Source organism: Acinetobacter sp. AND/436, assembly GCF_049546925.1.
GTDB lineage: Bacteria > Pseudomonadota > Gammaproteobacteria > Pseudomonadales > Moraxellaceae > Acinetobacter > Acinetobacter indicus.
On record NZ_JBMXBO010000005.1, the window covers coordinates 26,253 to 50,520 of the forward strand.

At 45.4% G+C, this 24,268-nt stretch carries 17 protein-coding genes; 3 read left to right on the plus strand and 14 right to left on the minus strand.

Going from position 1 to position 24,268, the window contains the following annotated elements; genetic code table 11:
* The first annotated feature begins 8 nt into the window (after nt 1–8).
* On the plus strand, nt 9–872 hold the full coding sequence (thiM, locus tag ACPEPR_RS05650; protein ID WP_016659073.1) for a hydroxyethylthiazole kinase: 864 nt from the start codon (nt 9–11) through the stop codon (nt 870–872).
* On the opposite strand, the gene ACPEPR_RS05655 is transcribed toward thiM, so the two are convergent.
* The 10 genes from ACPEPR_RS05655 to ACPEPR_RS05700 form a co-directional block, all read right to left on the minus strand.
* Nucleotides 869–1,606, minus strand: coding sequence for a hypothetical protein (locus ACPEPR_RS05655; RefSeq protein ID WP_045795471.1), 738 nt, complete (start codon nt 1,604–1,606; stop codon nt 869–871). The two genes, thiM and ACPEPR_RS05655, sit on opposite strands and share 4 nt — an antisense overlap.
* A gap of 394 nt (nt 1,607–2,000) precedes the next feature.
* A complete protein-coding gene (locus ACPEPR_RS05660; RefSeq protein ID WP_104489194.1) occupies nt 2,001–4,223 on the minus strand; it encodes a DUF6351 family protein in 2,223 nt (740 codons plus the stop codon).
* A gap of 587 nt (nt 4,224–4,810) precedes the next feature.
* Nucleotides 4,811–6,034 carry a sodium/glutamate symporter gene (gene gltS / locus ACPEPR_RS05665; protein ID WP_005178651.1) on the minus strand — a complete coding sequence of 408 codons (1,224 nt, stop codon included), beginning with the start codon at nt 6,032–6,034 and terminating at the stop codon, nt 4,811–4,813.
* A 124-nt stretch (nt 6,035–6,158) separates the two neighbouring features.
* A complete protein-coding gene (locus ACPEPR_RS05670) occupies nt 6,159–6,380 on the minus strand; it encodes a hypothetical protein (RefSeq protein ID WP_171431781.1) in 222 nt (73 codons plus the stop codon).
* 106 nt (nt 6,381–6,486) lie between these two features.
* Entirely contained in the window at nt 6,487–7,497 is a 1,011-nt protein-coding gene (locus tag ACPEPR_RS05675; protein ID WP_168370161.1) for a hypothetical protein, read from the minus strand.
* Nucleotides 7,498–7,701: 204 nt separating this feature from the next.
* Nucleotides 7,702–10,341 (minus strand): bifunctional aconitate hydratase 2/2-methylisocitrate dehydratase, encoded by a 2,640-nt coding sequence (locus ACPEPR_RS05680; RefSeq protein WP_104488916.1) that lies wholly within the window; start codon nt 10,339–10,341, stop codon nt 7,702–7,704.
* Between the two features lie 295 nt (nt 10,342–10,636).
* Complete coding sequence (locus ACPEPR_RS05685; protein WP_075166864.1) at nt 10,637–10,906, minus strand: hypothetical protein; 270 nt, start codon at nt 10,904–10,906, stop codon at nt 10,637–10,639.
* Nucleotides 10,907–11,177: 271 nt separating this feature from the next.
* Nucleotides 11,178–11,537 carry a hypothetical protein gene (locus tag ACPEPR_RS05690; RefSeq protein ID WP_423562052.1) on the minus strand — a complete coding sequence of 120 codons (360 nt, stop codon included), beginning with the start codon at nt 11,535–11,537 and terminating at the stop codon, nt 11,178–11,180.
* A 107-nt stretch (nt 11,538–11,644) separates the two neighbouring features.
* On the minus strand, nt 11,645–16,156 hold the full coding sequence (locus ACPEPR_RS05695; RefSeq protein ID WP_180061427.1) for a translocation/assembly module TamB domain-containing protein: 4,512 nt from the start codon (nt 16,154–16,156) through the stop codon (nt 11,645–11,647).
* A 21-nt stretch (nt 16,157–16,177) separates the two neighbouring features.
* Nucleotides 16,178–18,928: an autotransporter assembly complex protein TamA gene (locus tag ACPEPR_RS05700; protein WP_104488918.1), complete on the minus strand. Its 2,751-nt coding sequence runs from the start codon at nt 18,926–18,928 to the stop codon at nt 16,178–16,180.
* A 177-nt stretch (nt 18,929–19,105) separates the two neighbouring features.
* Between ACPEPR_RS05700 and ACPEPR_RS05705 the strand changes: the two genes are divergently transcribed.
* Both ACPEPR_RS05705 and coq7 read left to right on the plus strand, forming a co-directional pair.
* Nucleotides 19,106–20,425: an MFS transporter gene (locus tag ACPEPR_RS05705; RefSeq protein WP_104498935.1), complete on the plus strand. Its 1,320-nt coding sequence runs from the start codon at nt 19,106–19,108 to the stop codon at nt 20,423–20,425.
* A gap of 4 nt (nt 20,426–20,429) precedes the next feature.
* A complete protein-coding gene (coq7, locus tag ACPEPR_RS05710) occupies nt 20,430–21,065 on the plus strand; it encodes a 2-polyprenyl-3-methyl-6-methoxy-1,4-benzoquinone monooxygenase (protein ID WP_005178679.1) in 636 nt (211 codons plus the stop codon).
* A 169-nt stretch (nt 21,066–21,234) separates the two neighbouring features.
* On the opposite strand, the gene ACPEPR_RS05715 is transcribed toward coq7, so the two are convergent.
* The 4 genes from ACPEPR_RS05715 to ACPEPR_RS05730 all read right to left on the minus strand — a co-directional run bounded on the left by ACPEPR_RS05715 (nt 21,235) and on the right by ACPEPR_RS05730 (nt 24,259).
* The gene (locus tag ACPEPR_RS05715) at nt 21,235–21,672 is read right to left on the minus strand and encodes a 2-amino-4-hydroxy-6-hydroxymethyldihydropteridine diphosphokinase (RefSeq protein ID WP_005178682.1); all 438 of its coding nucleotides are present in this window, start codon (nt 21,670–21,672) and stop codon (nt 21,235–21,237) included.
* Entirely contained in the window at nt 21,629–22,009 is a 381-nt protein-coding gene (gene folB, locus ACPEPR_RS05720) for a dihydroneopterin aldolase (RefSeq protein ID WP_016659086.1), read from the minus strand. Before folB ends, ACPEPR_RS05715 begins: the two co-directional genes overlap by 44 nt.
* A 118-nt stretch (nt 22,010–22,127) precedes the next feature.
* On the minus strand, nt 22,128–23,426 hold the full coding sequence (locus ACPEPR_RS05725) for an ABC1 kinase family protein (protein WP_016659087.1): 1,299 nt from the start codon (nt 23,424–23,426) through the stop codon (nt 22,128–22,130).
* Between the two features lie 59 nt (nt 23,427–23,485).
* The gene (locus tag ACPEPR_RS05730) at nt 23,486–24,259 is read right to left on the minus strand and encodes a HesA/MoeB/ThiF family protein (protein ID WP_168397732.1); all 774 of its coding nucleotides are present in this window, start codon (nt 24,257–24,259) and stop codon (nt 23,486–23,488) included.
* Nucleotides 24,260–24,268: the final 9 nt, after the last annotated feature.

Here is a 24,268-nt window from a genome sequence, read left to right on the forward strand (position 1 = left end):
GGTAACTGATGAATTATCCAGAACAGCTTTCCACTCTTGACAGCAGCCTGCCCGATGAAACCGCGGCAATGATTGAAAAAATTATTGAAGCCTGGAGCCTGCTTAAAACCCGGCAACCACTGGTGCAATGTATCACCAACAGTGTCGCCACCAATTACACCGCCAATATTCTGCTGGCTGCCGGTGCATCACCGGCCATGATTGATAATCCTTTTGAAGCAGAAAGCTTTAGCAGTATTTGCAGCGCCTTAAGTATTAATTTGGGCACACCGACCAGCGAACAGATGCAGGCCATGCAGATTTCGGCAGAAACGGCCCAGCGTCTTGCCAAACCGTGGGTGCTGGACCCGGTCGGTTATGGGCCCGTCTTAAAATGGCGCTCAGATATGGTTGATGCGCTATTGGCCTTTCAACCGAGTGTGATTCGCGGCAATGCGTCGGAAATTGGCGGCTTGGCCGGCGCACAGGTAGAATCCAAAGGTGTTGATTCGACCCTGGACAGCACCGCGGTATATGCACAGGCCAAAAGCCTCTTGGCGCATGCCGAATGTATTGCCATTTCCGGTGAATCCGATTTTATTCTGTCCAGACAGCTGGAACAGGTGGTGCAGGTGAATGGTGGCTCGGAATTACAGCCCAAAGTCACCGCAACCGGCTGTGCCCTAGGCGCTTTAATTGCGGCGTATGCCGCGGTCAGTCCGGTGACCATTGCCACCATTGCCGCGCATGTCCATTTTGCCATTGCCGGAAAACTGGCCCACGCGCAAAGTTCACAGGTTGGCAGTTTTAATGTGGCGTTTATAGATGCAATTTTCAGTCTGGATGCGGACACCATCCGTGAACATGCCGATTTAAAATTTCTGGCGCCTTAAGACACCTTCCGGTCCAAAGCAAAGTTGAGTGCCGTTTCGGTCAGGGTTTTACTGTCTAAACGGCAAATACACATCAGGCCGATGCCATCAAAATAGTCCGGTGCGTGTTGCAGAAAAAAATCGCAATGCGGATTGGCATGCACTCTTAACTGTTGCAGCTCCTCTTCACTGCGCAGCGGCACACAGGTCTGATGCACATAAATATCTTCATCACGCTTCTGGATGTCGTGTTGCCGGCTGGCCATCACCTGCAACACGCTTAAATAATCCTCCGGCATCCGGATATCACTGCGTGGATAAAAGCCCCGAACACGTGATACAAAATGTGCATAAAGCTTCGGCTGGTTGATGGTGGCAATAAACCACATGGGCGTTAAAGGATATTTAAAGCGCTGGTTCAGCATGGCTTTGAGCGCACTGTTGATGATTTTATGGTTGTATTGATGACGATAGCTTTTTAAAAAACTGGCGCGTGAGTTGACCACCAGAATTGGCTGATGTAGCAGGGTTAAGGCCAACAGTGGAATAATGGTCTGCCCAACCAGTTTGCCACGATGATGATATTGAATAATGGTGACCGAAATTGCCTGCGGGTCATACAGATATTTCTTTAGCTCCTTTTCACAGGTTAACGTAAACACCTGCTGATCAAACTCGGCAATTTTTTCAAAAAAATAATCTTGTTGTTGTGTGGATAAGGCTTTGAAGTCAAACACCGTCTCAGTGATATCCATAATCCTTCACCCTATGATTGTTTTAATTTTTCCGACTCATTTTAGTGTCACAATCCGGAATCAGTTATCACTATTTTCCTGGATTTGTCCATTTTGTGATAAATCATTGTAATTATATGAAATAATTCATATTAATCAAAATAATTGTGAGTAAATTTAATCTAATGATTTTACAACGCTTATCTGGGCTTTCTCGCTAAAAAACCTGATAATTCAGCGAATTAATGAGATCTGGTTAACATTTTAATTCGACCAAAGGTTATCTGCCTGCCATCTACACAACGGCGAAATAACCGTCGTTATATTACTGAATTTTCAACTAAAAATCAAAATGAATCATAAAAAAACCAGTGAAAAATCACTGGTTTTTGTGAAACAAAAAATGTGTGAAGAATTAAAACAACTGGAAAGCTTTAGATGCCCAGCCGCGTGCAGCCGATGAACTGACCGCAGGCAAAGGTTGTCCTCCATAAACTACGCTGCCCTGCCGATCCTGATAACTCATCCAGCCAATGGTGTCAGCAAAGCCAACTGGGGCTTGGCTATAGTCACACACGCCTTGCGGGAAAACCCGATGCAATCGCTGGAGCTGTTCATTGCTAAAGCGGACCGTATTGCCATAATCCGACACATTTAAAGGTTTCAGCTGACACTTGTTGGCATAGGTGGTCAGGCTGTCCCCGGCCACCATACGCGGTGTGCCATATACCGGTAATCTGAGCGTGCTGCACAGATTCTCGCGGTTAATGATGCCGGCAGTAATACAGGCATCTTTTACATCTGCCGGTTTGTTTTGGGTCAGTTTGGTGGCAATAGGCAAATCACTTAAGTCTTTTTCGACATTGCTTAACCAGCGGTCCATATCATTAAAGCTGATTTCCAGACATTTGGCATCGGCAATCATGACCAGATCACCGCCATAAATCACATGGTTATTATAATTGCCATGCGCTTTTTCCAGTCGTGCCCGAATGGCAAAGGCACGATAGGAATCATGGAACAGCGCCGGGTCCGGACCTCGACAGTCAATAATCGCCACTTTATTCAGGTTGTTCCCAACATTAATTAAGCCACTGCGATAGGCATTATTCAGCGCCGTATAATTGGCTTCTAGACGTTCAGGCACCGCCTGAATATCAATATCCACACCGCCTATTTTTTCGTTTAACTGTACAAACTGTTCTGGGGTGATGATATTTTTCATCAAGCTGTCTAGGCCATATTGTACCCCGACATTATCCATCGGCAGGCCGGCAAAACCGCGACCAATCCGTTTTTCAGTTTCGGTCCACAGCTCCGTTGGACGTGGGGCCAGCAAATTAATTGCAGCATCCTGAATCGAGCAACGAATGCCTTGAGGATTATTGGTGGCATGATATAACTGCGCCGATGAAATTCCCTTGCAGATGGTATTTGGCCGCGCCACATCAAACTGGGCCAGCTCACTGACATAGCCATTAATTTCAGAAATATGTCCCTGAACATGCGCAATCTGATGCGGCAAGAAGCTTAAACGGCCTTCTGGAGTCTGGAAATAATTAATCATCAGGTGATAATCGGCGAACTGTGAAGCGGTACTCCAGGCATCAGGGAATGAGCAGGTTGGTAAAATCCCCTGATAAATTCCCGGATAGGCATTGGCCACCCATTGTGCTGCCAGCGCACCACCTGAACAGCCCTGCCCGATGGTATAGCGCAAGGTGCCATACTGCTCAATAAAACGTTCTTTGGCCATAATCAGCGATTCGGCCTGAATTGCCAGATTACAGTTATGACCACTATGAGACAGTGCAGTCGACATCACCCCAAAGCCGCGGCCTAAAGCCAAAATGGTGACATCAGGCAAAATGGAACTTGAAGTGGCAATGACCGTTGGCGCAGAGGCAGACTGGTAATCATTACCACAGCTTTGGCCATGCGTGACCACCAGTTTATGGTTAAATTGCGCTTGTGGCTTTAAGGCGGTCCACGGCTGGTTCGGATCATACAACACCGCAAAACGGTATTCATCGCGGTTCTGATAGCCCACTTCCTCACGCACAATAAATGGCACCGTTAGTCCTTCATCGGTAGTGGTGGTGGCAATATTCTGACTGGCCGGCGGTTGTGCCGGGTCATAACTTTTAATGAGTCCCAAGCGATCTTTATAGTAATAGTTATATTGCACAGCCTTTTGACAGAACTGATCGGTCGACGCATTAGTACAGGTCCAGGGCTTTAACTGCGGGCCAGACAGTAATGGTCCACTCGAAGGATGATTGATCAGGCTTAAATTCTGATAATAACGCCCTGCTTCAACCTTGAGTTGATTATCGCCCAGTTTAAGTCCTTCAACTAAGGCTTGGCGCTGCTCATTGGCAAATGCATCACTAATATTTTGTCCATTCAGGGACACTTTCAACGCCGTAGTTTGAATATCATCGGGCAGATCCAGTTTCAGCAATACATCCGAGTCTGTAATTAAATCTGGCCGGGTGGATAACACCTCCACCATTTCCCGTTCTACTTTTGAAGATGTTCCTGAACCGGAAGAATCTCCACCTCCGCCACCACAGCCATACAATATGACACTACACACCGCAATATTGAGGCTATTGAATACCAGTTTTCCTTTCATACGCTCATCCATAAATTATTATTTTTCTGAAGTTTTTATGTGTATAACTTCATTCATGAGCATAAAGATAATTTGACAACAACCATTGTCATTATTGTTATTTATTGTTTTATGGGCTGTTTTAAAAAATCACCAAAATCAGGGATAAAAACCAAATTCTGCTTCTGAATATCTGATTTAATTTCAAGCTATTTTGCATGACTAAAAAGATGAATAGTTATATAACTTTTACTTTAATTAACTTGGTAAATGATTAAATTCTTTTATTCCCGTGTAATATTTTCCGTCTTATTGGAAAATTTTTGTAACCATTTAACGATGAAATGAGAAATTCAAAACATCCAAGTTCCAGATAAAAAATGCTTATTTTTGAGCAATAAAACTTTCTCCTCCCCACTTTTAACTGTGATCTTCTCCTTATGATCAGAAGATCAGAAAAAATTTTCGTAGGTTGAAGTAAAAGAGTGTGCTTTAATACGCTAAGTATGAGATGAGCCTCTTACAGTATGTGCCTCAGATGTGCATACGACTAGCCCCTAACCATGGGGCTTTTTAATGGCTATATGATTTTGAAGTCGTATTAAAATTTAACCGAAAAATGCAATGATACTCTGAATCACCACAGCATTCACAATATCAATAAAAAATGCACCACACAGCGGTACGATTAAAAAGGCTTTATGTGATGGACCATAGCTATTGGTGACCGCCTGAATATTGGCAATCGCAGTCGGGGTTGCTCCCATACCAAAACCACAATGCCCTGCTACCAATACGGCTGCATCGTAATTTTTTCCCATGATTCTAAAGGTCACAATTGCGGTAAATAAAATCAGTACCGCTGTCTGCGCAAACAAAATGGTAATGAGCGGGCCTGCCAAATCGGCCAGCAACCAGAGTTGCAGTGACAGTAAAGCCATAGATAAATACAGGGACAATGACGCGTTGCCAAATACATCAATGGCACGGTCGAAAATATCGACTTTCAGTACATGCTCCAGAAAGTTACGTACAATTACTCCTGTACCTAAAGCCCAGACAAAGGTCGGCAGTTCAAACCATCTTCCCTGACTGATCTCTGTCATTTCATTCGCAACAAAAATACATAGCGCAAACATCCCCAAAGTCGACACTGCATTACTGGCTGTAATCAACCGGGTTTTCTTTGGATATTCGAAGGGTGCGGTGTTGATGCTAGTATCGAGTTGTTGTTCATTGGTCTCTTGCGCTACTGTCTCTGCCAACTGATTTCGTTTAATCAAAAATTTGGCAACCGGACCACCCACAAGCCCACCAATAATCAAACCAAAAGTAGCACTTGCCATTCCGAGGACAATTGCCCCCTGTATTCCATATTGAGTTTCAAGCACTTCACCCCAAGCACCGGCAGTACCATGTCCACCCGTTAAGGTAACAGAACCGACAATCAGACCAATCAATGGATCAAGCCCAAGTGCTGTGGCTAAACTCATGCCAACCGCATTTTGTACAACTACAAATAGAATGACACAGACCAGAAAGATCAGCAGTGATTTCCCACCTTCTTTGAGCTTGGTAAAGTCTGCACTTAAACCAACAGAGGTAAAGAACATCAGCATCAGAATGGTTTGAGTTTCTGAGTCAAATGTGGCACTGATATTAAAAAATTTATAGAGAATAAAAGCTGTAATCGCTGCGATTAGACCGCCGATTACAGGTTCAGGTAAGTTATAGTTTCTAAAGAAGCCAATTTTACTAACAAGATACCGCCCAATAAAAAGAAAAAATACTGCAATCACCAAGGTGCCAAAGGCATCGATTTCATAATTCATAACATTCCCTATTAGCTTTATTTTCATACAGTTTTAGGAAAATAGTATGAAAAATCAATTTTAGAAATGTTATGCAAGTTATTGTTTCTAGTAATTGTTTAATTTATGTCCTAAATAGATTCAATTAATACGATGGAATATCATAAACCCAATTGTGTGCTTGCTGGTCTGTCGTACTTTCACAAACATAATAATCATGATCCCAAGCTTCCTGATGAAAAATGACCTGTTTGCGGTAGACAATCTGTTTGCCATTTTCGACGCAGACAAAGCTGCCGCCTTGGTCTTTGACTTGGGTTCCGTTGAGGAAGCCACCAATACAGAGGAATCGGGATTGTTTGGGCACTGATCTATGCTACTGTAAAATAATATTAGTTGTGATTAAACGTTGTATTCTTAGAACTGTAAATAACATTTATAAATAAAAGCCTCCAATTAAGAGGCGATTATTTCTATTTTTGACAGTTATTCAAACTATTTTCTATATAGCTTTTTTCTAATTGTCCTTGTTTAAAAGATTTTAATAACCGTTCCAACCTCACTCTATTCCCAGGATAAGAACAATACAGATTTTTAATATCATTAATTTTACTTAATGAAGCAAGTTTACTTAAAGAATCAACAGCACCTTGTTCTACTCTATTCCAATCCACATTAAGATTCTTCAAATTATAGTTATTATTATTTGCGGTATATAAAATATGATAATAATTAAAATCTTTTTCTGTAGGATTTAATTCCTGTATATCATTAACAATCATTTTAATTGCATCATAATTTTCTCCAAACCACTTTGGCTCAAAACTCCCCATAAATGTATTATAAATAACTCGCTGTTTTGGATATTTTACAATTCCATCTTGATAAGCTTTTAAGTAGTTTTCTTCAGCCCCCAGATCGCGTAGGGTCATTAACAGTATGTAGTAATAAAAAGGATCTTTAGATGCAACATCATAATTTTCTAATAAAAAATTTAAATTTTTAATTGATTGATCACCAAAATATTGCATATTTTTTTTCGATACTTGTGAAGTATAACTTCCCCCTCTAATGCTCCAAGCATGTTTTCTAACCCAAAGCGTATAGTAAATATAACCTAATGGTGACTCTGGTTCAGCCTTAATCCATTTCTGTGCGATTGCTATATTTTCTTTATAATAATTTGGAGAAGTTACTCGATGTTTATTTACAATCCCAAGAAAAGAATCTAAATAACTAGTATGTTTAAACTTACCATCAAAATTATATTCTTCACTATTTAAAAGCTGTTGTGCTTTGTTTGAAATATCTTTGAACTTTTTCTCTCTAATCAAATTTTCCACTTCAGACTGAATGTCATATCCTGTGGGATATATACTTTCATCAACCAATTTTATGTTTGCTAACTTCGTATACGACACTTCTGCAAAAATTTGTGTAGAACAAAATGTTAATAATATAAAAGATAAATTCTTTAGTTTCATAAGGCCAATTTCTAAATTACAGTTTTATTAGACTTCTTGCGTTAGTCAAATTTTAAGCAGCCGAAAGCTATATTTTATGCGGTTTTAGCCAATTCAAAAATTAGATAAAACCATACTTTCGCAAGAAGTCTATTATTAGTAAGATTCTATTAAATAAAGAAAATCCCACATGACGTGGGATTTTCTTATTAACTACTTAATCAATTAAGACAATTGAGCAGCAGCAATTTTCTTCGTATCTACCTTTTCAGCAGCATCTGTATATTCAGACATTTGATCGAAGTTCAAGTACTTGTAAATGTCAGCAGACATGCTGTCGATTTGAGAAGCGTATTGTTGATACTCTTCTGGAGTTGGTAATTTACCAAGAACCGCAGCAACAGATGCAAGCTCAGCAGAAGCCAAGTATACATTCGCGCCTTGACCTAAACGGTTCGGGAAGTTACGTGTAGATGTAGATACTACAGTCGTGTTCGGTGCAACACGTGCTTGGTTACCCATACATAATGAACAACCTGGCATTTCAGTACGCGCACCAGCTTTACCATAAATGTTGAAGAAGCCTTCTTCCATTAACTGGTGTTCGTCCATACGCGTTGGAGGAGCCAACCATAGACGAGTAGATAAAGAACCACCAGGAACTTTATCTAGAAGTTTACCAGCTGCACGGAAGTGACCGATGTTCGTCATACAAGAACCGATGAATACTTCATCAATCTTGTCGCCTTGAACGTCAGAAAGCAGTTTCGCATCATCTGGATCGTTCGGGCAGCACAGGATAGGTTCGTTGATGTCAGCAAGGTCAATTTCATACACTTTAGTGTATTCAGCATCAGCATCAGCTTTAAGCAGTGATGGGTTCGCTAACCATTTTTCCATGTTCTCAACACGGCGCGCCATAGTACGAGCATCGCCATAACCTTGTGAAATCATCCACTTCAGCATGGTGATGTTAGAACGTAGGTATTCAGCAACTTTCTCTTCAGAAAGCGTGATCGCACAGCCTGCAGCAGAACGTTCAGCAGAAGCATCAGACAATTCGAATGCTTGCTCAACAGTTAAGTCAGTTTCCATTTCTGTTAAGTCGATCTCTAAGATACGACCAGAGAAGATATTTTTCTTACCTTTCTTCTCTACAGTCAGGTCACCTTCTTTAATTGCGTAGTAAGGAATCGCGTGTACCAGGTCACGTAGAGTGATACCAGGCTGCATTTTACCTTTGAACTTCACAAGTACAGATTCAGGCATATCCAGTGGCATAACACCAGTCGCAGCAGCGAACGCTACCAGACCAGAACCCGCCGGGAATGAAATACCAATTGGGAAACGAGTATGCGAGTCACCACCAGTACCAACTGTATCTGGAAGAAGCATACGGTTTAACCAAGAGTGGATAATACCGTCGCCTGGACGTAAAGATACACCACCACGGTTCATGATGAAGTCAGGTAGTGTGTGTTGCATTTGCACGTCAACTGGTTTTGGATACGCAGCTGTGTGACAGAAAGATTGCATTACCAGGTCAGCAGAGAAGCCCAAGCAAGCCAGGTCTTTTAACTCGTCACGAGTCATAGGACCAGTTGTATCTTGAGAACCAACAGTGGTCATCTTCGGTTCGCAGTAAGTACCAGGGCGAACGCCTTGACCTTCTGGAAGACCACATGCACGACCAACCATCTTCTGCGCTAAAGTGAAGCCTTTGCCAGAGTCAGCAGGTTGTACTGGAGTACGGAATAAAGAAGATGGCTCAAGACCTAAAGCTTCACGTGCTTTACCAGTTAAACCACGACCAATGATCAGGTTAATACGGCCACCGGCACGTACTTCGTCTAGAAGTACTGGAGTTTTCAGTTCAGATTCAGCAATTTGTTCGCCGTTTTTGAACGCAGTTACTTTTGCAGCAGCGTGATCGATTTTCAGTGTGATTTCATCACCCATGTTCATGTTAGAAACATCGATCTCAACTGGTAATGCACCCGCATCTTCCATGGTGTTGAAGAAAATCGGAGCAATCTTACCACCTAAGCAGTAACCGCCATCTTTTTTGTTTGGAATGTGTGGAAGTTCGTCACCGAAGAACCAAAGCACAGAGTTCGTTGCAGATTTACGAGAAGAACCGGTACCAACAACGTCACCAACGTAAGCAACCTGGTTACCTTTCGCGATCAGTTCTTTAATTTGGTTTAATGGACCAACTTCACCAGGAACTTCTGGGTTGATACCATCACGAACGTTTTTCAGCATTGCATTTGCGTGCAATGGAATGTCTGGACGGCTCCACGCGTCTTGTGCAGGTGACAAGTCGTCAGTATTCGTTTCGCCTGTTACTTTGAAAACAGTCAGTTTGATTTCTTCTGGAACGTCTGGACGGCTAGTGAACCATTCAGCTTCAGCCCATGATTGAAGTACTGCTTTCGCATTATCATTGCCCGCTTTTGCTTTTTCAGCAACGTCGTGGAATGCATCAAATACAAGCAGGGTTTTCTTCAGAGCGTCAGCCGCTAAACCACCAAGTTCAGCATTTTCCAGAAGTTCAACTAAAGGCGCTACGTTATAACCACCAAGCATAGTACCTAGTAAGTAAACCGCACGTTCTTTAGAAACTAATGGAGAAGTCGCTTCGCCTTTTGCAACAGCAGACAGGAAAGCAGCTTTTACATAAGCAGCTTGGTCTACACCCGCTGGAACACGGTTTTCAAGCAAATCAACCAAGAAAGCTTCTTCACCAGCTGGCGGGTTTTTTAATAATTCAACTAATGCAGCGGTTTGAGCATCATCAAGTGGCTTCGGTGGGACTCCGAGTGCGGCACGTTCTTCAACGTGTTGGCGGTAAGCTTCTAGCACGGTGTTATTCCTCTTTTTTAAAAAATTACCTGTGAATTCCAGCTTGTTCAAAGCTTCACAAGTAATATGGACTGCAAAATTTTACTAAAATTCCAGTTAAAAGTTAATGCAAGGAAGGTGTTTCTTTGTGATGCTCATTATTTTATAACTAAATGATGTTCATATTGTTTATACAATAATCAAGCGGAGCACGTTTAGACCCGTCATTGCTGCTTTTAATCCACTTTAACCGAATTCTAAATAGAAAAAAGGCAACACTATGCTGCCTTTTCCGGGTTCCAATTACTATTCAACCTTAGTGTACCGTTGTACTGTTTAAATATTGCTGCAGATGTTCGCGGCTACCCTCAAATTTGACCTGAATTTGATCTTCATGCAGGGTACTATGCCCGGCACTGGCAAAGGAGATATTGACCTGATAACGCTTGCTGTCAGCATCAATAAGTTGTTGAAAATAGACTTTATCTCCAATACTGAGCACATAGTTGCTATTGCCAATAATGGTCACGCCCTGTTCATCTTCCAAGAGCAAATCTGCATGATGCAGATAACCAATCACGTCCATGATGTGCTCCTTTCTTCTGGCTATTGTTAATCCATTATTCATTAAAAAGATAAGCTTTTCTATATTGATGCTAAAGAAAAGTGTCACAATATATATTTATATTGCTTAGGCTATTTAGAAATAAGTAGAGGAAGGAAAATTAGGTTAAATATCCGCTTAAAAAAATAGATCATCGCAGCGAATTTTGATTATTGTTATCTATATGCAGAAATAGTGAGCACAAAAAAATGCCAGATTACAAATATGTCATCTGGCATTTTGGGTTCATGACTTAAAAACGTCGATAATCCGGCATTTCGTCATACGGCGTAGCCAGACATTTTTCTGTATATTGCGTTTTAATTTTCTCACGCGCGGCATCTACATCACCCTTCACTTCCTGTTCAGGCATGGCATAGACCGTTTCAATAATCTCAAAAATAAATTTGCGTGTGGTTTCATCTTCTACTTTTTCCGCATGGGCCAGTGCCTGATCTTTTTCAATGGCATTTTGACGATCCAGCATGATGGTTCGTGCTGCATTGCCAACACTGGTACAGTAACCTTTCCATTGCTCTTCTGGGGTTAAGGGCTTTTTCTCTGCACAGCCGGCCAATGCAATTACGGCAGCCAAAGCGAATAGTTTGTTCATGCATACTCTCCTATTTCCGCTATGATAATCAAAGTTATCGTGAATGAGAAATCGGCCAGAAAAAATGCGCCCGTGTTGAGCACATTTTCAAGTTAAGGTCATACAGCTTAGAAACGCCAGTTATAGAAAATATCCACGGCACGTTCCAGCGACTGACTGGCTTCCAGATACAGACGTTTGTTCATCTGATAACGCAAAGTCAGCTTGTTCACCGGGGTAAACACGCCCACGCCATAACGGATAAACAGATCCGGAGTGATATAACCGGTCAGGCTGACCTGGGTATCATCCCCCGTACCCTGTGCATCTAAAGCCAACCCACTTAAACCAAAGGTACGCCCAATCTGGTTGGTCAGGGCACGCGTGCCGCCTAAACCAAGACTGATACCTGCCGCCGCAATGGTATTGTTGACATCGGAACGGAAACTGTCGGTCTGGCTTAAACCGCTGGCACCTTCGTTAATCCGGCCGGTAATCAGGGCATTTAGTGCTTCCTGCTCGGACAAGCCGGCATCGTTATAGACCTGAATATTCGGACCAGAAGCCGTTCCGGTCACCCGCACCCCGACTACGCTACCCTGTACGCTCTTGTTGGCATCAATATCCAGACTCGGATTGGCTAATGGTCCATTAAAACGGGCGATGGCACGGTTTAAATCCAGACTTTGGCCATAGGCTTCAATCTTGACGCGCTGGCTAACCCCAATTGCACCATTGGCGCGCATGGCGGTTTCCAGACCACGCTGACTCAGATACAGACGGCCCACCAGTGGAATACGGCTGTCAAAGCCCTGGAAGATGACCTGATCGCCCAGATTCAGTTCCAGATCGGCACGAATATCCCAAGGACGTGCAGAGCGTAATACCGCCAGCTGGTCTTGCCCTTCATGCACCACACGCACATCTGAAGACAGGTTCACCACCGGATCAGAAGCCTCAGGCATGGAAATTAACGCACGCGGCACATCGACCTTGCCATTTAAGCTTAAACGTTTCTGGGTCGGGAAAACCTCCATGGATAAATCCGGCGTCACAATGGCAGTAATTAGCGGTGCCTGACGCACCAGCAGATTATCCCCTTTTAAGTTCAGCTGAATTTTTGGTACACCTTTCCAGTCAACATGACCGGTTAAATGCCCCACACCCTGACCGCTGTTAAATGCGCCATTAATTGTGGCCGAATCCTGCCGAATCGAGGAATACAGCTGCACATTGGTCAGGTTCACCGGCAGGGAAATCATGCTGATGGCACCATCTTTCAGACGCATTTCACCGGTCAGTAATGGCTGGGTTAACGTACCACCGACCTTACCGGCAAAGGACAATACCCCGGCCATAGAACGCACATCGGCAATAAACGGCTTAAAGACTTTTAACTGCACTTCATTAAAGGCAATTTCACCGCGCATCGGCTTACGCTCGGTATATGGATCAATAATAACATTGGCATAACCGGCACCAATTTCCGGGGTTTTCACATCCAGTCGAATTTGCAGACCTTCGGCAATACTTTTAGCCACCACAGCCACCTGATCATAGCTTAAGGTCGAACCCAGTTCTTGCGGGTCATCACCTGCCAGACCAATAACCCCATTACGGGTTACCAGACGTGCATCAATTTTTGGCCGCTGGCCTTGTGCCCAGGAGGCTTTGGCATGTCCATTGACTTTACCGGTAATCGCCAGACCTTCCGGCATAAAGGCGGCAAAATCGTTCAGGTCGACATTGCGCGTTACAAAGGACACATTGCCTCGGTTTTTATTGACCCGAATTGGCTGGTCAAAACACAACTGGCTTTGCTGGCTCATCCAGCAATGCGCACCCACAAACAGATCACTGGTTTTGGTCTGGAAGATGACCGAGGCATTCTGACGCTGCACCAGACGGGTTCTTAAGGAGTCAAAATCACCTTTCTGGATTTGACCCAGCCAGTTATTTTCAGCATTAAAGCCGCCGGCCAGCTGCACATAGAAGCTACTTAAACGGTTTTCCGCTTTCACTTTCAGCAGATGCGCCTGGCGGGTACCGGCCAGTGAAATCTCGCCTTTTTGAATTTCACGGTTGCCGCTACGTAAATTTTCCAGACTGGCCGTAAGCAAGGTTGGGGTATTTTCCGAGGTCGGCAATTCACCGCGTAAACGCATTTTGCGCACGCTAAACAGGTTATTTAAACCAAAATCATCGACCACCAGATTGGCGGTGGCCTGCAAACGTGGTTGCGACTGCACATTTAAATAGCCATAAGCACGGCCACGCAAACCGGCATACAGTTCATACAGTGCTGGTGCATTCAGTTTGATTCTCAGGTTTTGTGCATTACCAGTAGCCTGAATCTGGTTCTTGGCATAGGCCAGATATAAATTATTGGCCTCAAACTGCTGCGGCAGGAAACCTTGCTGATTGGCATCCATCAACAGGGCCAGATTACCGGTACCACGTACCGGTTTATTGTTGATCATGCCGGCCAAATTGAGCTTTTCAATATTGATGCGTTTAAGCTGATCTGACCAAACCCCTTGGGTACGTACATTGCCCGACAGCTCGCCGCGCACACTCGAGACAAAATAATGCGGTTTAAAGCGGATTAAAGAGGCGTTCAGGTTCCAGCCAATGCCATTTTTCAGGTTCAGCATACCATTGGCCAGAATCTGCCCGGCCACACCGTCATGACGCAGGTCTGAAATCTTGATCAGCTCCGGTGTACCGGACAGTTTCAGCTTTAAACTGCCCTGACTGGCTTGCAGCAGACTGCTGTTGAGTGCGCCATCATAATTGACCGCAAAGCTCTTGAAGCCGCCACCCGCACGCTCATCATGAAACAGCAAGGCCACGGTACTGTTCCCGGTCAGATGCACCGTTTCATCCTGCTCGGCCAGACGACCGCGTAAATCAATATTGTTTAAATGAATAATCTGCTGGTTTGGACGGGCAAAACCATTGGCCTGCAAACGGCCATTCAGCAGATTGACCGGAGCAGCATCAGCAATGATTTTCGGATTAAAATTATCCGCGTTTAAGGTAGCATTCCATTTGAGCTGGCGTTTGTCGGTTGGCAGTTCAATCAGCGCACGGCCCGTCAAGGTGCTGGCGCCGGCGTTATAACTAAAGCTTGGTACATCCAGATTATTGTTCTTCAGATTCAGCTCAGCCTTATACATGCCCGCTGGTAAAGCACCCTGCTCATGCTGCGCCACCTGGGTTGCGACAAAAATCTTTTGCTGGCCTTCGACCAGGGCCATCTGCACATCACCCGATTCACTGGATAACCAGCCAATATAAGGCATCGCGCGGTCAATATTGTTCCAGCGCACATCCAGTACCATGGGGTTTGGCTGGCGGTTTTTCGGCGCATTCTGATCCAGTTTCAGGTTCCAGGTTTCATAGCGGTCGAAATCGACCTGCGCCGTCAGATGAGTTCCATTTTCTAAATGGCCTTTAGAGGCAATTTGAGCATCCAGACTTGGCGGCAGAAAATCCTGCACCACTTGCGGAATGAGTGGGTCTTTCGGATTAATCTTGTCCAGGCGACCGGTAATATCCCAGCTGACGCGCTCGTTCCAGCCGACCACACCAGCCACATTCACGGCGCCCTGCATCAGCTGGCCATTTAAGTTGCTGATGTTCAGCTGATTGACCAGATCGGTATGCATAAGCGCGGTATATTGTCCTTTTGGAAGATCTTTACCCGTCAGATCGGTAGCGACATCTAAATCCAGACGTTTAATATCACCCTTAAACTTGGCTGTGCCGTCTTCTGTATACAGCTCCCAGTCTTGTAACAGCGGCCAGTGGTATTGATTGAACTGCAGCTCGCCAAACATGGGCACATTTTTACGCATCGGATGCAGCACCACCCAACCGGTGAGCAAATCGGGCGTATAGGTCGCCACCCCGGCCTGAACGGTATCTAAAGACCCTTTGGCGACGACTTTAATATCATGAATATTTAGGCTGTTGTTTAACGAAGGTAAATTCACATCGCCAATGGCATTCAGCGGATATTTGCCATAAAAATCCATATCGCCGCTGGCATTTTTGACCGACAGATAATCCATACGCATACTGGAATCTTCAAATTCCAGTTTGGTGCCCGACCACAGCGCATCGTTCAGGATCACATCATAAAAATTGACTTTGCTGCCACCTGAAGTCTGAATCAGCAAACGGTCCAGATCGGCATGATCAAGCCGGAGTACAAAAGGCAGACGGATTTCATTAAACTTGAATGGTCCATCACTTGGCGGTCCTTTGGTGGTAATTTGCAGATTACGCACATCGGCATGGGTAAAATGGATTTCCTTATTCAGCACGGCGCGCCAGCCCAGCATGACATCAGCGCGGTCAATTTTGACATCCACCGATTTCAGTGTGACCAGAATATTGCGCAGGATAATACCGCGCAATAAGTTCCCGCCTTCATATTCATACTGAATGATCTGCTGACGTTCCAGCACCCGGTCAAGCAGGAATTTACTGCCACGGTCGGTCGAGAACATGATTGCCAAAGCCGATACCAGCAACACCACCATAAACAGCAGTGACAACAAGGCACTTCTGACTATTCTGCGCTTTTTGGGTACAGGCGCGGGGGTATTTGGTTGCTGTTCAACTTCAGCCATAGTTCTCTCTAAATCTTAATTTTATAATTGCGAGCCAATAAAGAAATGCAGACGAATTGGATGATTCTCATCCGAAATGCCCGAAGCGACATCAACCCGAATTGGGCCAATTGGTGATGCCCAGCGTACCCCTAAACCGACACTGTATTCGGTCGGATTGCTAAAATCGGCATCATAGGCATTACCAAAATCGCTAAAAATTGCGGCGCGCCAGCCTTCCCTGAATTGATAGTTATATTCCAGCGAGCCCACCCCAAGTGCTTGTCCACCAATTTTAAAGCCATCAATTTGCGGAGACAGGCTCTTAAAGTCAAAACCGCGAATGGTCTGATCCCCACCAGCAAAGTAACGCAGATTATAAGGCACTTTGCTAAAATCTTCGGTCACGATATAACCCAAATCGGCACGACCGACAAACTGATGATCGTTATTTTCACCCAGAGAATAAATAAAACGCCAGCCGGCATTCAAAATTGCCATATCAGCATCGGACAACAGACTTTCACTGCCAAGTTCAACTTTATAAATCTGCTTGAAACCACGGGTCGGATTGACACGCGGGCTGCTGTCGGTGCGCGACAGTTCATAACCGAACAGTAAAGACTGCTGTTCGGTGGAACCATTACCAATAAAGGCGTCAGGAATCTTGTCAATATCGACCACACCGTTCTGGGTTAAACGGTCCAGACGGTAACGCAGACCATAAGCATGTTGCCAGCTGCCACGCGGATTTTTAATAATCCGGTCGGCGCCGGCCACTGCCGATTCAATTAACAGGTCATTGCCGGCAGAAACATCACTACGCTCTTCACGTTCATAACCGGCCACCAAGGTAATATAGTCATTCAGTGGATGATTATAAGGAATGCTATAGCGGCCATCTAAAGACTGGCGGATTTCAGACAGTTCCAGGTTGGCATCGAAGGAGTGACCACGACGGTTAACAATGGCCCGGCGATACTGGCCGCGTACACGCATTCCGGTATCTGTGCCATAACCGGCACCGACTTCTGCACTGTTCAGCTTATCGGCGTTCAAAGTCACAATCACCGGAATTTTCTTTTCCAGACGTGCCTGTTCTTTTAGCCGCTCTTCTTCTGATTGCTGGGTTTCCTGTTCGACCCGCAGCTGACGGATGTTTTCATTCTGCTCGGCTTCCTGAGTGCCGGCAAACTGGTCTTCATCCACCACTGACTGGGTCACTTCTTCAGTCGAGCTTAAATCTTTCTGGTCCTGAACCGGCTGGAAGTCTTCAGCGGAAAGTTTGCGCTGATCAACCAGGGCCTGAATATCCGGTGGCAACTCTGTTGGGCGTTCCAGCGGATCGGGACGCATGGTATCGACCAACGTATAGTTAAAATAACGTGAGTTGGTCAGGTTATTGGCCAGACCGTTGACCCGCCAGAAAGTATAATCGGCGCCATCTTCCCACGGCACCATGCTTTCCAGAATATCCATATCCAGAGGAAATTCTTTGCTCGGATCGCTCATCCGGAACTGGGCCGGCCCCAACGTATAACGCTCGCCGGTTTCATAGCGCAGATTAATATCGGCAGTATTTTGCGGCTGCGCCACTTTCACGTCATGCAGGCGCCAATAGCCATCAAAGAAACCGTTATTGGAGGCAGCATCATTAATCCGGGTTTTGGTCTCTTCATACAGACCGTGGTGAAACACATCGCCCACATCCTGATCGGGCAGGACGCGAATTACCTGGAACTGTGCCAGATTCTCACCTGGGCCGCTAAATTCAATATTCTGCTCCTGCACACGCACCGGTGTATTTGGTGTAACCAGAACCCGCACCCGGCTGTCATTCAGCTTTTCAAACTTGAATTCGGCATGATAAAAGCCGACGGCCTGTGCCGCCTGATTAGATAAAGAACGCAGCTGTGGTAAAGCCGAGGGAAAATCGGCAAAAGATTCCTGGGTAAAACTGGACAGTTTGCCGCGCACATTGGCACGCAGATTTTCCAGTGCCGTGGCATAGGCCTCTGCGGAAACTTCACCACTATTTTCGGCGCCGGTAATCACCACATCGGCACTAATCCGGGGCACCCGTGCAGTATTTAACTCACGCGGTGGACGTACCTTATACAGCAAGCGCCGGAAAAACCCCGGTTTATCGGCATCGGCCACTTCTGTATTCAGGCCCAATTCAGTCAGGGTTCGGCCGGAGGTATTCGCTTCCACCACAATCTGGCTGTCGGCGCGAATACTGTCCATGAGCTGGTCGACATTGACCGGAGACTGGTTAATTTCGGCCAGTTCCTGCTGGGTGGCATCATTAATCAGTACTTCGGTATTCTGCTCGGCGCGATACTGGCGTGCTTCCTGTTTGGCCTGTTCAGCGATCTGGAAAATTTCTGCGGCCATATTGGCATCGACCGGCATTACCGGTAAATCATCCAGATTTTCCAGTTCAATTGGCTGAAAAGCGGCTATCGGTTCACTGCTATTTTGCTGCTGTTGCAACATCTCCAGACTGTCCGGCTCAGTGCTGGGCACCTGAAAATTCTCAATTTTTTCTAATTCTTCAGGGGTATCTTTGCCTTGGCTGAGCGCCAGATCGCGAATTTCCTGTTTCATGTCGGCCGATGCGACCGGATCGCTCGCCGGTTCCGCCACTGCGGGAGGATTTTGACTAAAGCCCTGCTGTGCGACTAAACTTAAAAAGATGCTCAGACAAAGTTGTCTGGAATGCCTCCACTGAATTATGGCATGCATACTGTTAGACAGCGCAGACTTTTTAAAAGTTCGGTTCACAAGCATAGAAAACTCTAAATTTAATCTTTTTAATGGAAAAATCCGCAATGAAATGTTCGCTAACAGACTCTAATTTATTGGATTTTTTCAACAGTGAAAACACTGCAAAATATCATACATGATTTTCGGGCAATTATATCAATTGGTCACATTTCTTAATAAAACTAATGAAGTCCACTTCTTATGGAAAAAAATGAAAATTTGCTAGCCACACGACGCTTCTTGCCCATGTTCTGTACCCAGTTTCTGGGCGCGCTGAATGACAACGTGTTTAAGCAGGCTTTGCTGCTGGTGATTACCTATGGCTGGATCAGTCAGCAATCTGGCAGTATCAGCACCCTGAATAATCTGGCGGCACTGCTGTTCATTTTGCCCTATTTTATTTTCTCGGCCACAGCCGGACAAATTGCCGATAAATATGAACGCTCGCAGCTGGTGCGTTATTTAAAACTGCTGGAAATTGCGGTGATGTTACTGGCCACGGTCGGCTTCCTGATTGGCAACTTATGGTTGCTGATGTTTGCCCTGTTTTTAATGGGTACCCAATCGACCTTTTTTGGTCCCATCAAATATGCGATTTTGCCAGAAATCCTGAAACCGAATGAGTTGATGTCGGGAAATGCGCTGTTCCAGTCCGGCACCTCAATTGCCATTCTGGTCGGGATGATTCTAGGCGGCGCGGTGATTTCCCTCTCCGCTGGTAATTTACTCTGGATCAGCCTGACCGTGCTGGCTATTGCCGTGGTCGGTTATCTTGCCAGCCGTTTTATTTTAAAACAGCCGATTGCTGCACCGCAGTTAGAGGTGGACTGGAACTTTTTCCGTACCAGTATTCAAACCTTAAAATATGCCAAAAACCTGCCGCTGATTTTTCTGATTTTACTCGGTAACTCCTGGTACTGGTTTTATGGCGCGACGTATCTGACCCAAATTCCGCAGCTGACCCAGCAAAACCTGCATGCTTCTGAAAATGTGGTCAGCTTATTGCTAACTTTCTTCTCGGTCGGGATTGGTGTCGGTTCATTACTCTGTCGTAAAATTGGCGGCACCGAGGTAAATATCAAGATGGTACCGATTGGTGCGGTCGGTTTAACCGTATTTGCGTTTTATCTGGCTGCTGCACTGGCCTTTGTACCACCACAAACTGGCGAACTGCTGGGCTTAAGTGAAGTCTTTCAGCAAGGCTGGAGTTATTATCATGTGATGCTAGCCGTGACCTTGCTCGGTATTAGCGGTGGTTTTTATATTGTGCCCCTATATGCCATGATGCAGGCCTATTCACCGCGCTCGCATCGTGCCCGGGTGGTGGCAGCCAATAACATTTTAAATGCGATTTTTATGGTTTCTTCAGCCATCTTCTCGATTATTATTTTAAGCGTGCTGCAAATTGACCTTAAAATTCTGTTTTGTATTACTGCTGTTTTAAGCGCCATATTCACCATCTGGCTCTTGTTTAAACTCAAGTCTATGCTTGATACTGCAGCAGACCCTCTGGAGGATTAAATTCATGCGTCATTACACCGGTCTCGACAAGTTTATTCATTCATTTGATCAGGCCTTACGCAGCCTGGTTCCGGGTGTCACCTCGGCTCAGCGCGATAATCCTGGGCAAAATACTCCAACTCAATTAGCAGTGAGTGAAGCGCGTCATGTGGCGGGATTAATGCGGGTCAATCATAGTGGTGAAGTTTGTGCGCAGGCGCTGTATCATGGTCAGGCACTGACAGCGAAGCTCCCGAATGTACGCCGCGAAATGGAACAGGCCGCCATTGAAGAACAGGATCATTTGGCCTGGTGTGAAGACCGTTTAAAAGAACTGGATAGCCATACCAGCCTGCTCAATCCGGTCTGGTACGGACTATCTTTTGGCATGGGCGCTATTGCCGGAATTGCCGGAGACAAATATAGCTTAGGTTTTGTCGCTGAAACTGAGCGTCAGGTCAGCCTGCATTTAGAAGATCATATTCGTCAATTGCCAGCACATGATGAACGCTCGCGCAAAATTCTGGAACAAATGAACGAGGATGAGCTGCATCATCGTGATACGGCGCTAAATGCAGGCGGGGTTGATCTCCCTGCGCCTGTACGTATTGCTATGACCGGTATTTCAAAACTGATGACCAAGACCAGTTATTATATTTAAGCGTTTTATCTTCATCATGTTTGATGAAAGATTCCAAAAACAGCCTGCATCCTCGCAGGCTGTTTTATCATGCGTGTGCAAGCTTAAGTAAAATCAACACGACCAATTTATCTACTTAATTTAAAAAGCCCGGTATAAAAACCGGGCTTGCTGATAAATCATGTCATCTTCACGCTGAACATTGAATTACAGGAAATGGATGGGGCTGATGAGCAAATGCCGCATTGTGCCACAGCTCGAACATCGGGATTTTTACATCCAGAGCCAGCGGTAATTTTTTCGGATTAAATTGCATTTGCTCCAGGCTTGTCCCCCAAGCAATTAAATCCACATCTAAACTGATTTGATGTGAAGGTCGTACCCGCCCGGAATCTGCTTCTAACTGTTTTAGCAAGGCCAGAATCTGCTCGACACTGTGTTCACTCTTGAGCAGACAGGCGGCATTCCAGTAATCCGCACCAATCCCATCCCGGCACGGAATCAGATAAATCGAGGAACACTGCAAACGCCCCAAACGCGACAGCGCAGCAAATGCCTGTTGAAAATGCTGTTCAGGATGAGAATTACTCGCCAGTGCTAGGGCGAAAATCGTTTCGGTGGCGTTCAAGACGAATTCCTACAGATTGGGCTTGCGGGATAATGGCAGGCTTGCGGATGCTAATCATAATCGATTCAACTGTAGGATAGTGAGCAAAAAGTGCATCCAGCACCAGCTTTGCTGCATGTTCAATCAATTTTGGCTGAGCGGCCTGAATCACTTGCGCAGAAATTTCGCAAATTTCGGCATAGTTCAGGGTATCTTCCAGTTCATCAGAACAGGCAGCCTGCTCCAGACTGCACTGAATGCTTAAGTCCAGCAGCAAAGGCTGGATAATCTGACGCTCCCAGTTAAAACAGCCCACCACTGTTTCGACCTTTAAGCCTTCAATAATAATTGCGTCCATCGGATTACTCGGGCGTGTATAACGTGAATCATCGCCTGCCTGCCACATCAGCATCACGTGTCGCTTTGCGATGTAACAGCAACAGCTTGTTATATAAAAGCTGAGCGATGTCTATAAATTAATGTTTGAGCAGCAGATTTGGGTCCATACTTTGTACCATCTGCAAGCGCTGGTCGGCATAAATATCGGTATACGGCGCCAAGATACGCATGAAACGGTCAAAGTACAACATTTGCTTGAACAGCAGCGCAAAATCACGCGGGAAACGAATGCCATGACGTTCACCAACCGCCACCATATCCATCATGATGTCATTTAAATCGGCCGGATTTGAACTGAGGATTTCCTGGGGATCGGCCAGCAGTACACCACTAAACAGACGTTCCAAATCTTGCGCCAGCACCTGGGTGTTAATCTGGGTATCGGTCATGCCCATTTTCAGCATGTTTTCCGCCATCAGCGTGTAGTCAGTATTCTGCAAGGCATCCATAAAGGCGATACAGGCGGTCCAGACTTCCGGCTTCAGCTGCCCGACAATCCCAAAATCAATAAAACCGACGCGGCCATCTTCCAGCAACATCAGGTTGCCGGCATGCAGGTCGGCATGGAAACTGTTACACATCATCAGGCTGCCAAACCAGGTATTCATGGCGGTAATTAACACCTGCGACGGGTCTTTGGCATACTGTTTTACCACTTCAAAATCGGTTAAAGGCACCCCGAAAAGACGCTGCATGGTCAACACCCGGCGAGTGGAATACTGATGATACACCTTTGGCGCTGTTGCAGCCTGATTCTGGGTCAGGTTCAGATAATTGACAAAATCATCCAGGTTTTTGGCTTCTTCAATAAAGTCGACTTCGCGCACCATACGGACTTTAATTTCTTCGACAATATCGGCCAGAGAGGCGAATTTTACTTTTGGTACGGCTTTTTCCAGCAGCTTGGTGGCCCAGTGCAGCACATTCAGGTCAGTATATAAAATGGTTTCCACACCCGGTTTCTGGACTTTAATCACCACATCTTCGCCCGAGACCAGCTTGGCAGCATGCACCTGGGCAATGGAAGCCGAAGCCAGCGGGGTTTCATCAATCGAGGCAAAAATTTCGCCTAAATCACGCCCGGCGAATTCTGAAGCCAGCACCTGCTGTACATAGCTAAACGGCAATGATGGAGTTTGATCTAAACAGCCCTGAAACTCTTCCACATACTCACGTGGAAACAAAGATGGCGTGCTGGCAATAAACTGCCCCAGCTTGATATAGGTTGAACCGAGCGATTCAAAGGTTTCACGCATCAGTTTGGCATTGCTGGGTTTTTCAGTCGCATATTTCAGGCCGGCTTTGGCCGCCACGACTGCCGTTTCGCCCATACGCGCCACGGAACGAAGGCCATCTAACCAGATATTGTTTTTCATAATGTCTTCGATGAAATTAAATTTGAGTCAGTGTAGCAAAAAATTGGTGTCAGATAGATTTATCTTGCCTGACAGCATGGGCAATTTCGGTCTTTTTCAAACGCCAGCAGGCGCTGTTTTAAACTCAGCCCATCCCAGAGCAGCAGCTTCTGTTTTAACGCAGCAATTCCCAGACCTAAATAGATCAAGGTATGATGCGCCTGTAAACTGGCCATCACATTCGGAGTCGTGGCCAGCACACCGGAATCGGCGCAGCGCAGGCTTTCATTGGCCTGATCTTCTTTTGGAAACAGGCATTCATAACAAGCCGAATCGCCTTCCACCATAAACAGCTGGCCCTGAAAACCAATAGCCGAGGCGCTAATCAGCGCCACCTGATGCTGCACACAAACACGATTGACCAGATAACGGGTACTGAAATTATCACAGCCATCTAAAACCAGATCCTGCTGGGCAATCAGTCCGATAGCATTGCTGTCATCCAGTTTGGCTGTGATGGCATGTACCTGAATATGCGGATTAATCTTTTGCAGACGCTTGGCCAGAATGTCGGCCTTATAGAAGCCTAAATCTTCTGTGCTATAGGCAATTTGACGTTGCAAATTACTGATTTCAATCGTATCGGCATCAATGAGGGTGATTTTTCCGACCCCGGCGCGCGCCAACAGTTCAGCACTGCTACAGCCGATACCGCCACAGCCGACAATCAGCACATTGGCCAGTTTTAATTTTTCCTGCGCTTCGATATCCCAGCCATCCAGCAAAATCTGGCGACTATATAAATGCATTTCTGCATCGCTCAGTTCCTGCCAGTTATCCTCAAGTGTCACCATTTATCTTCC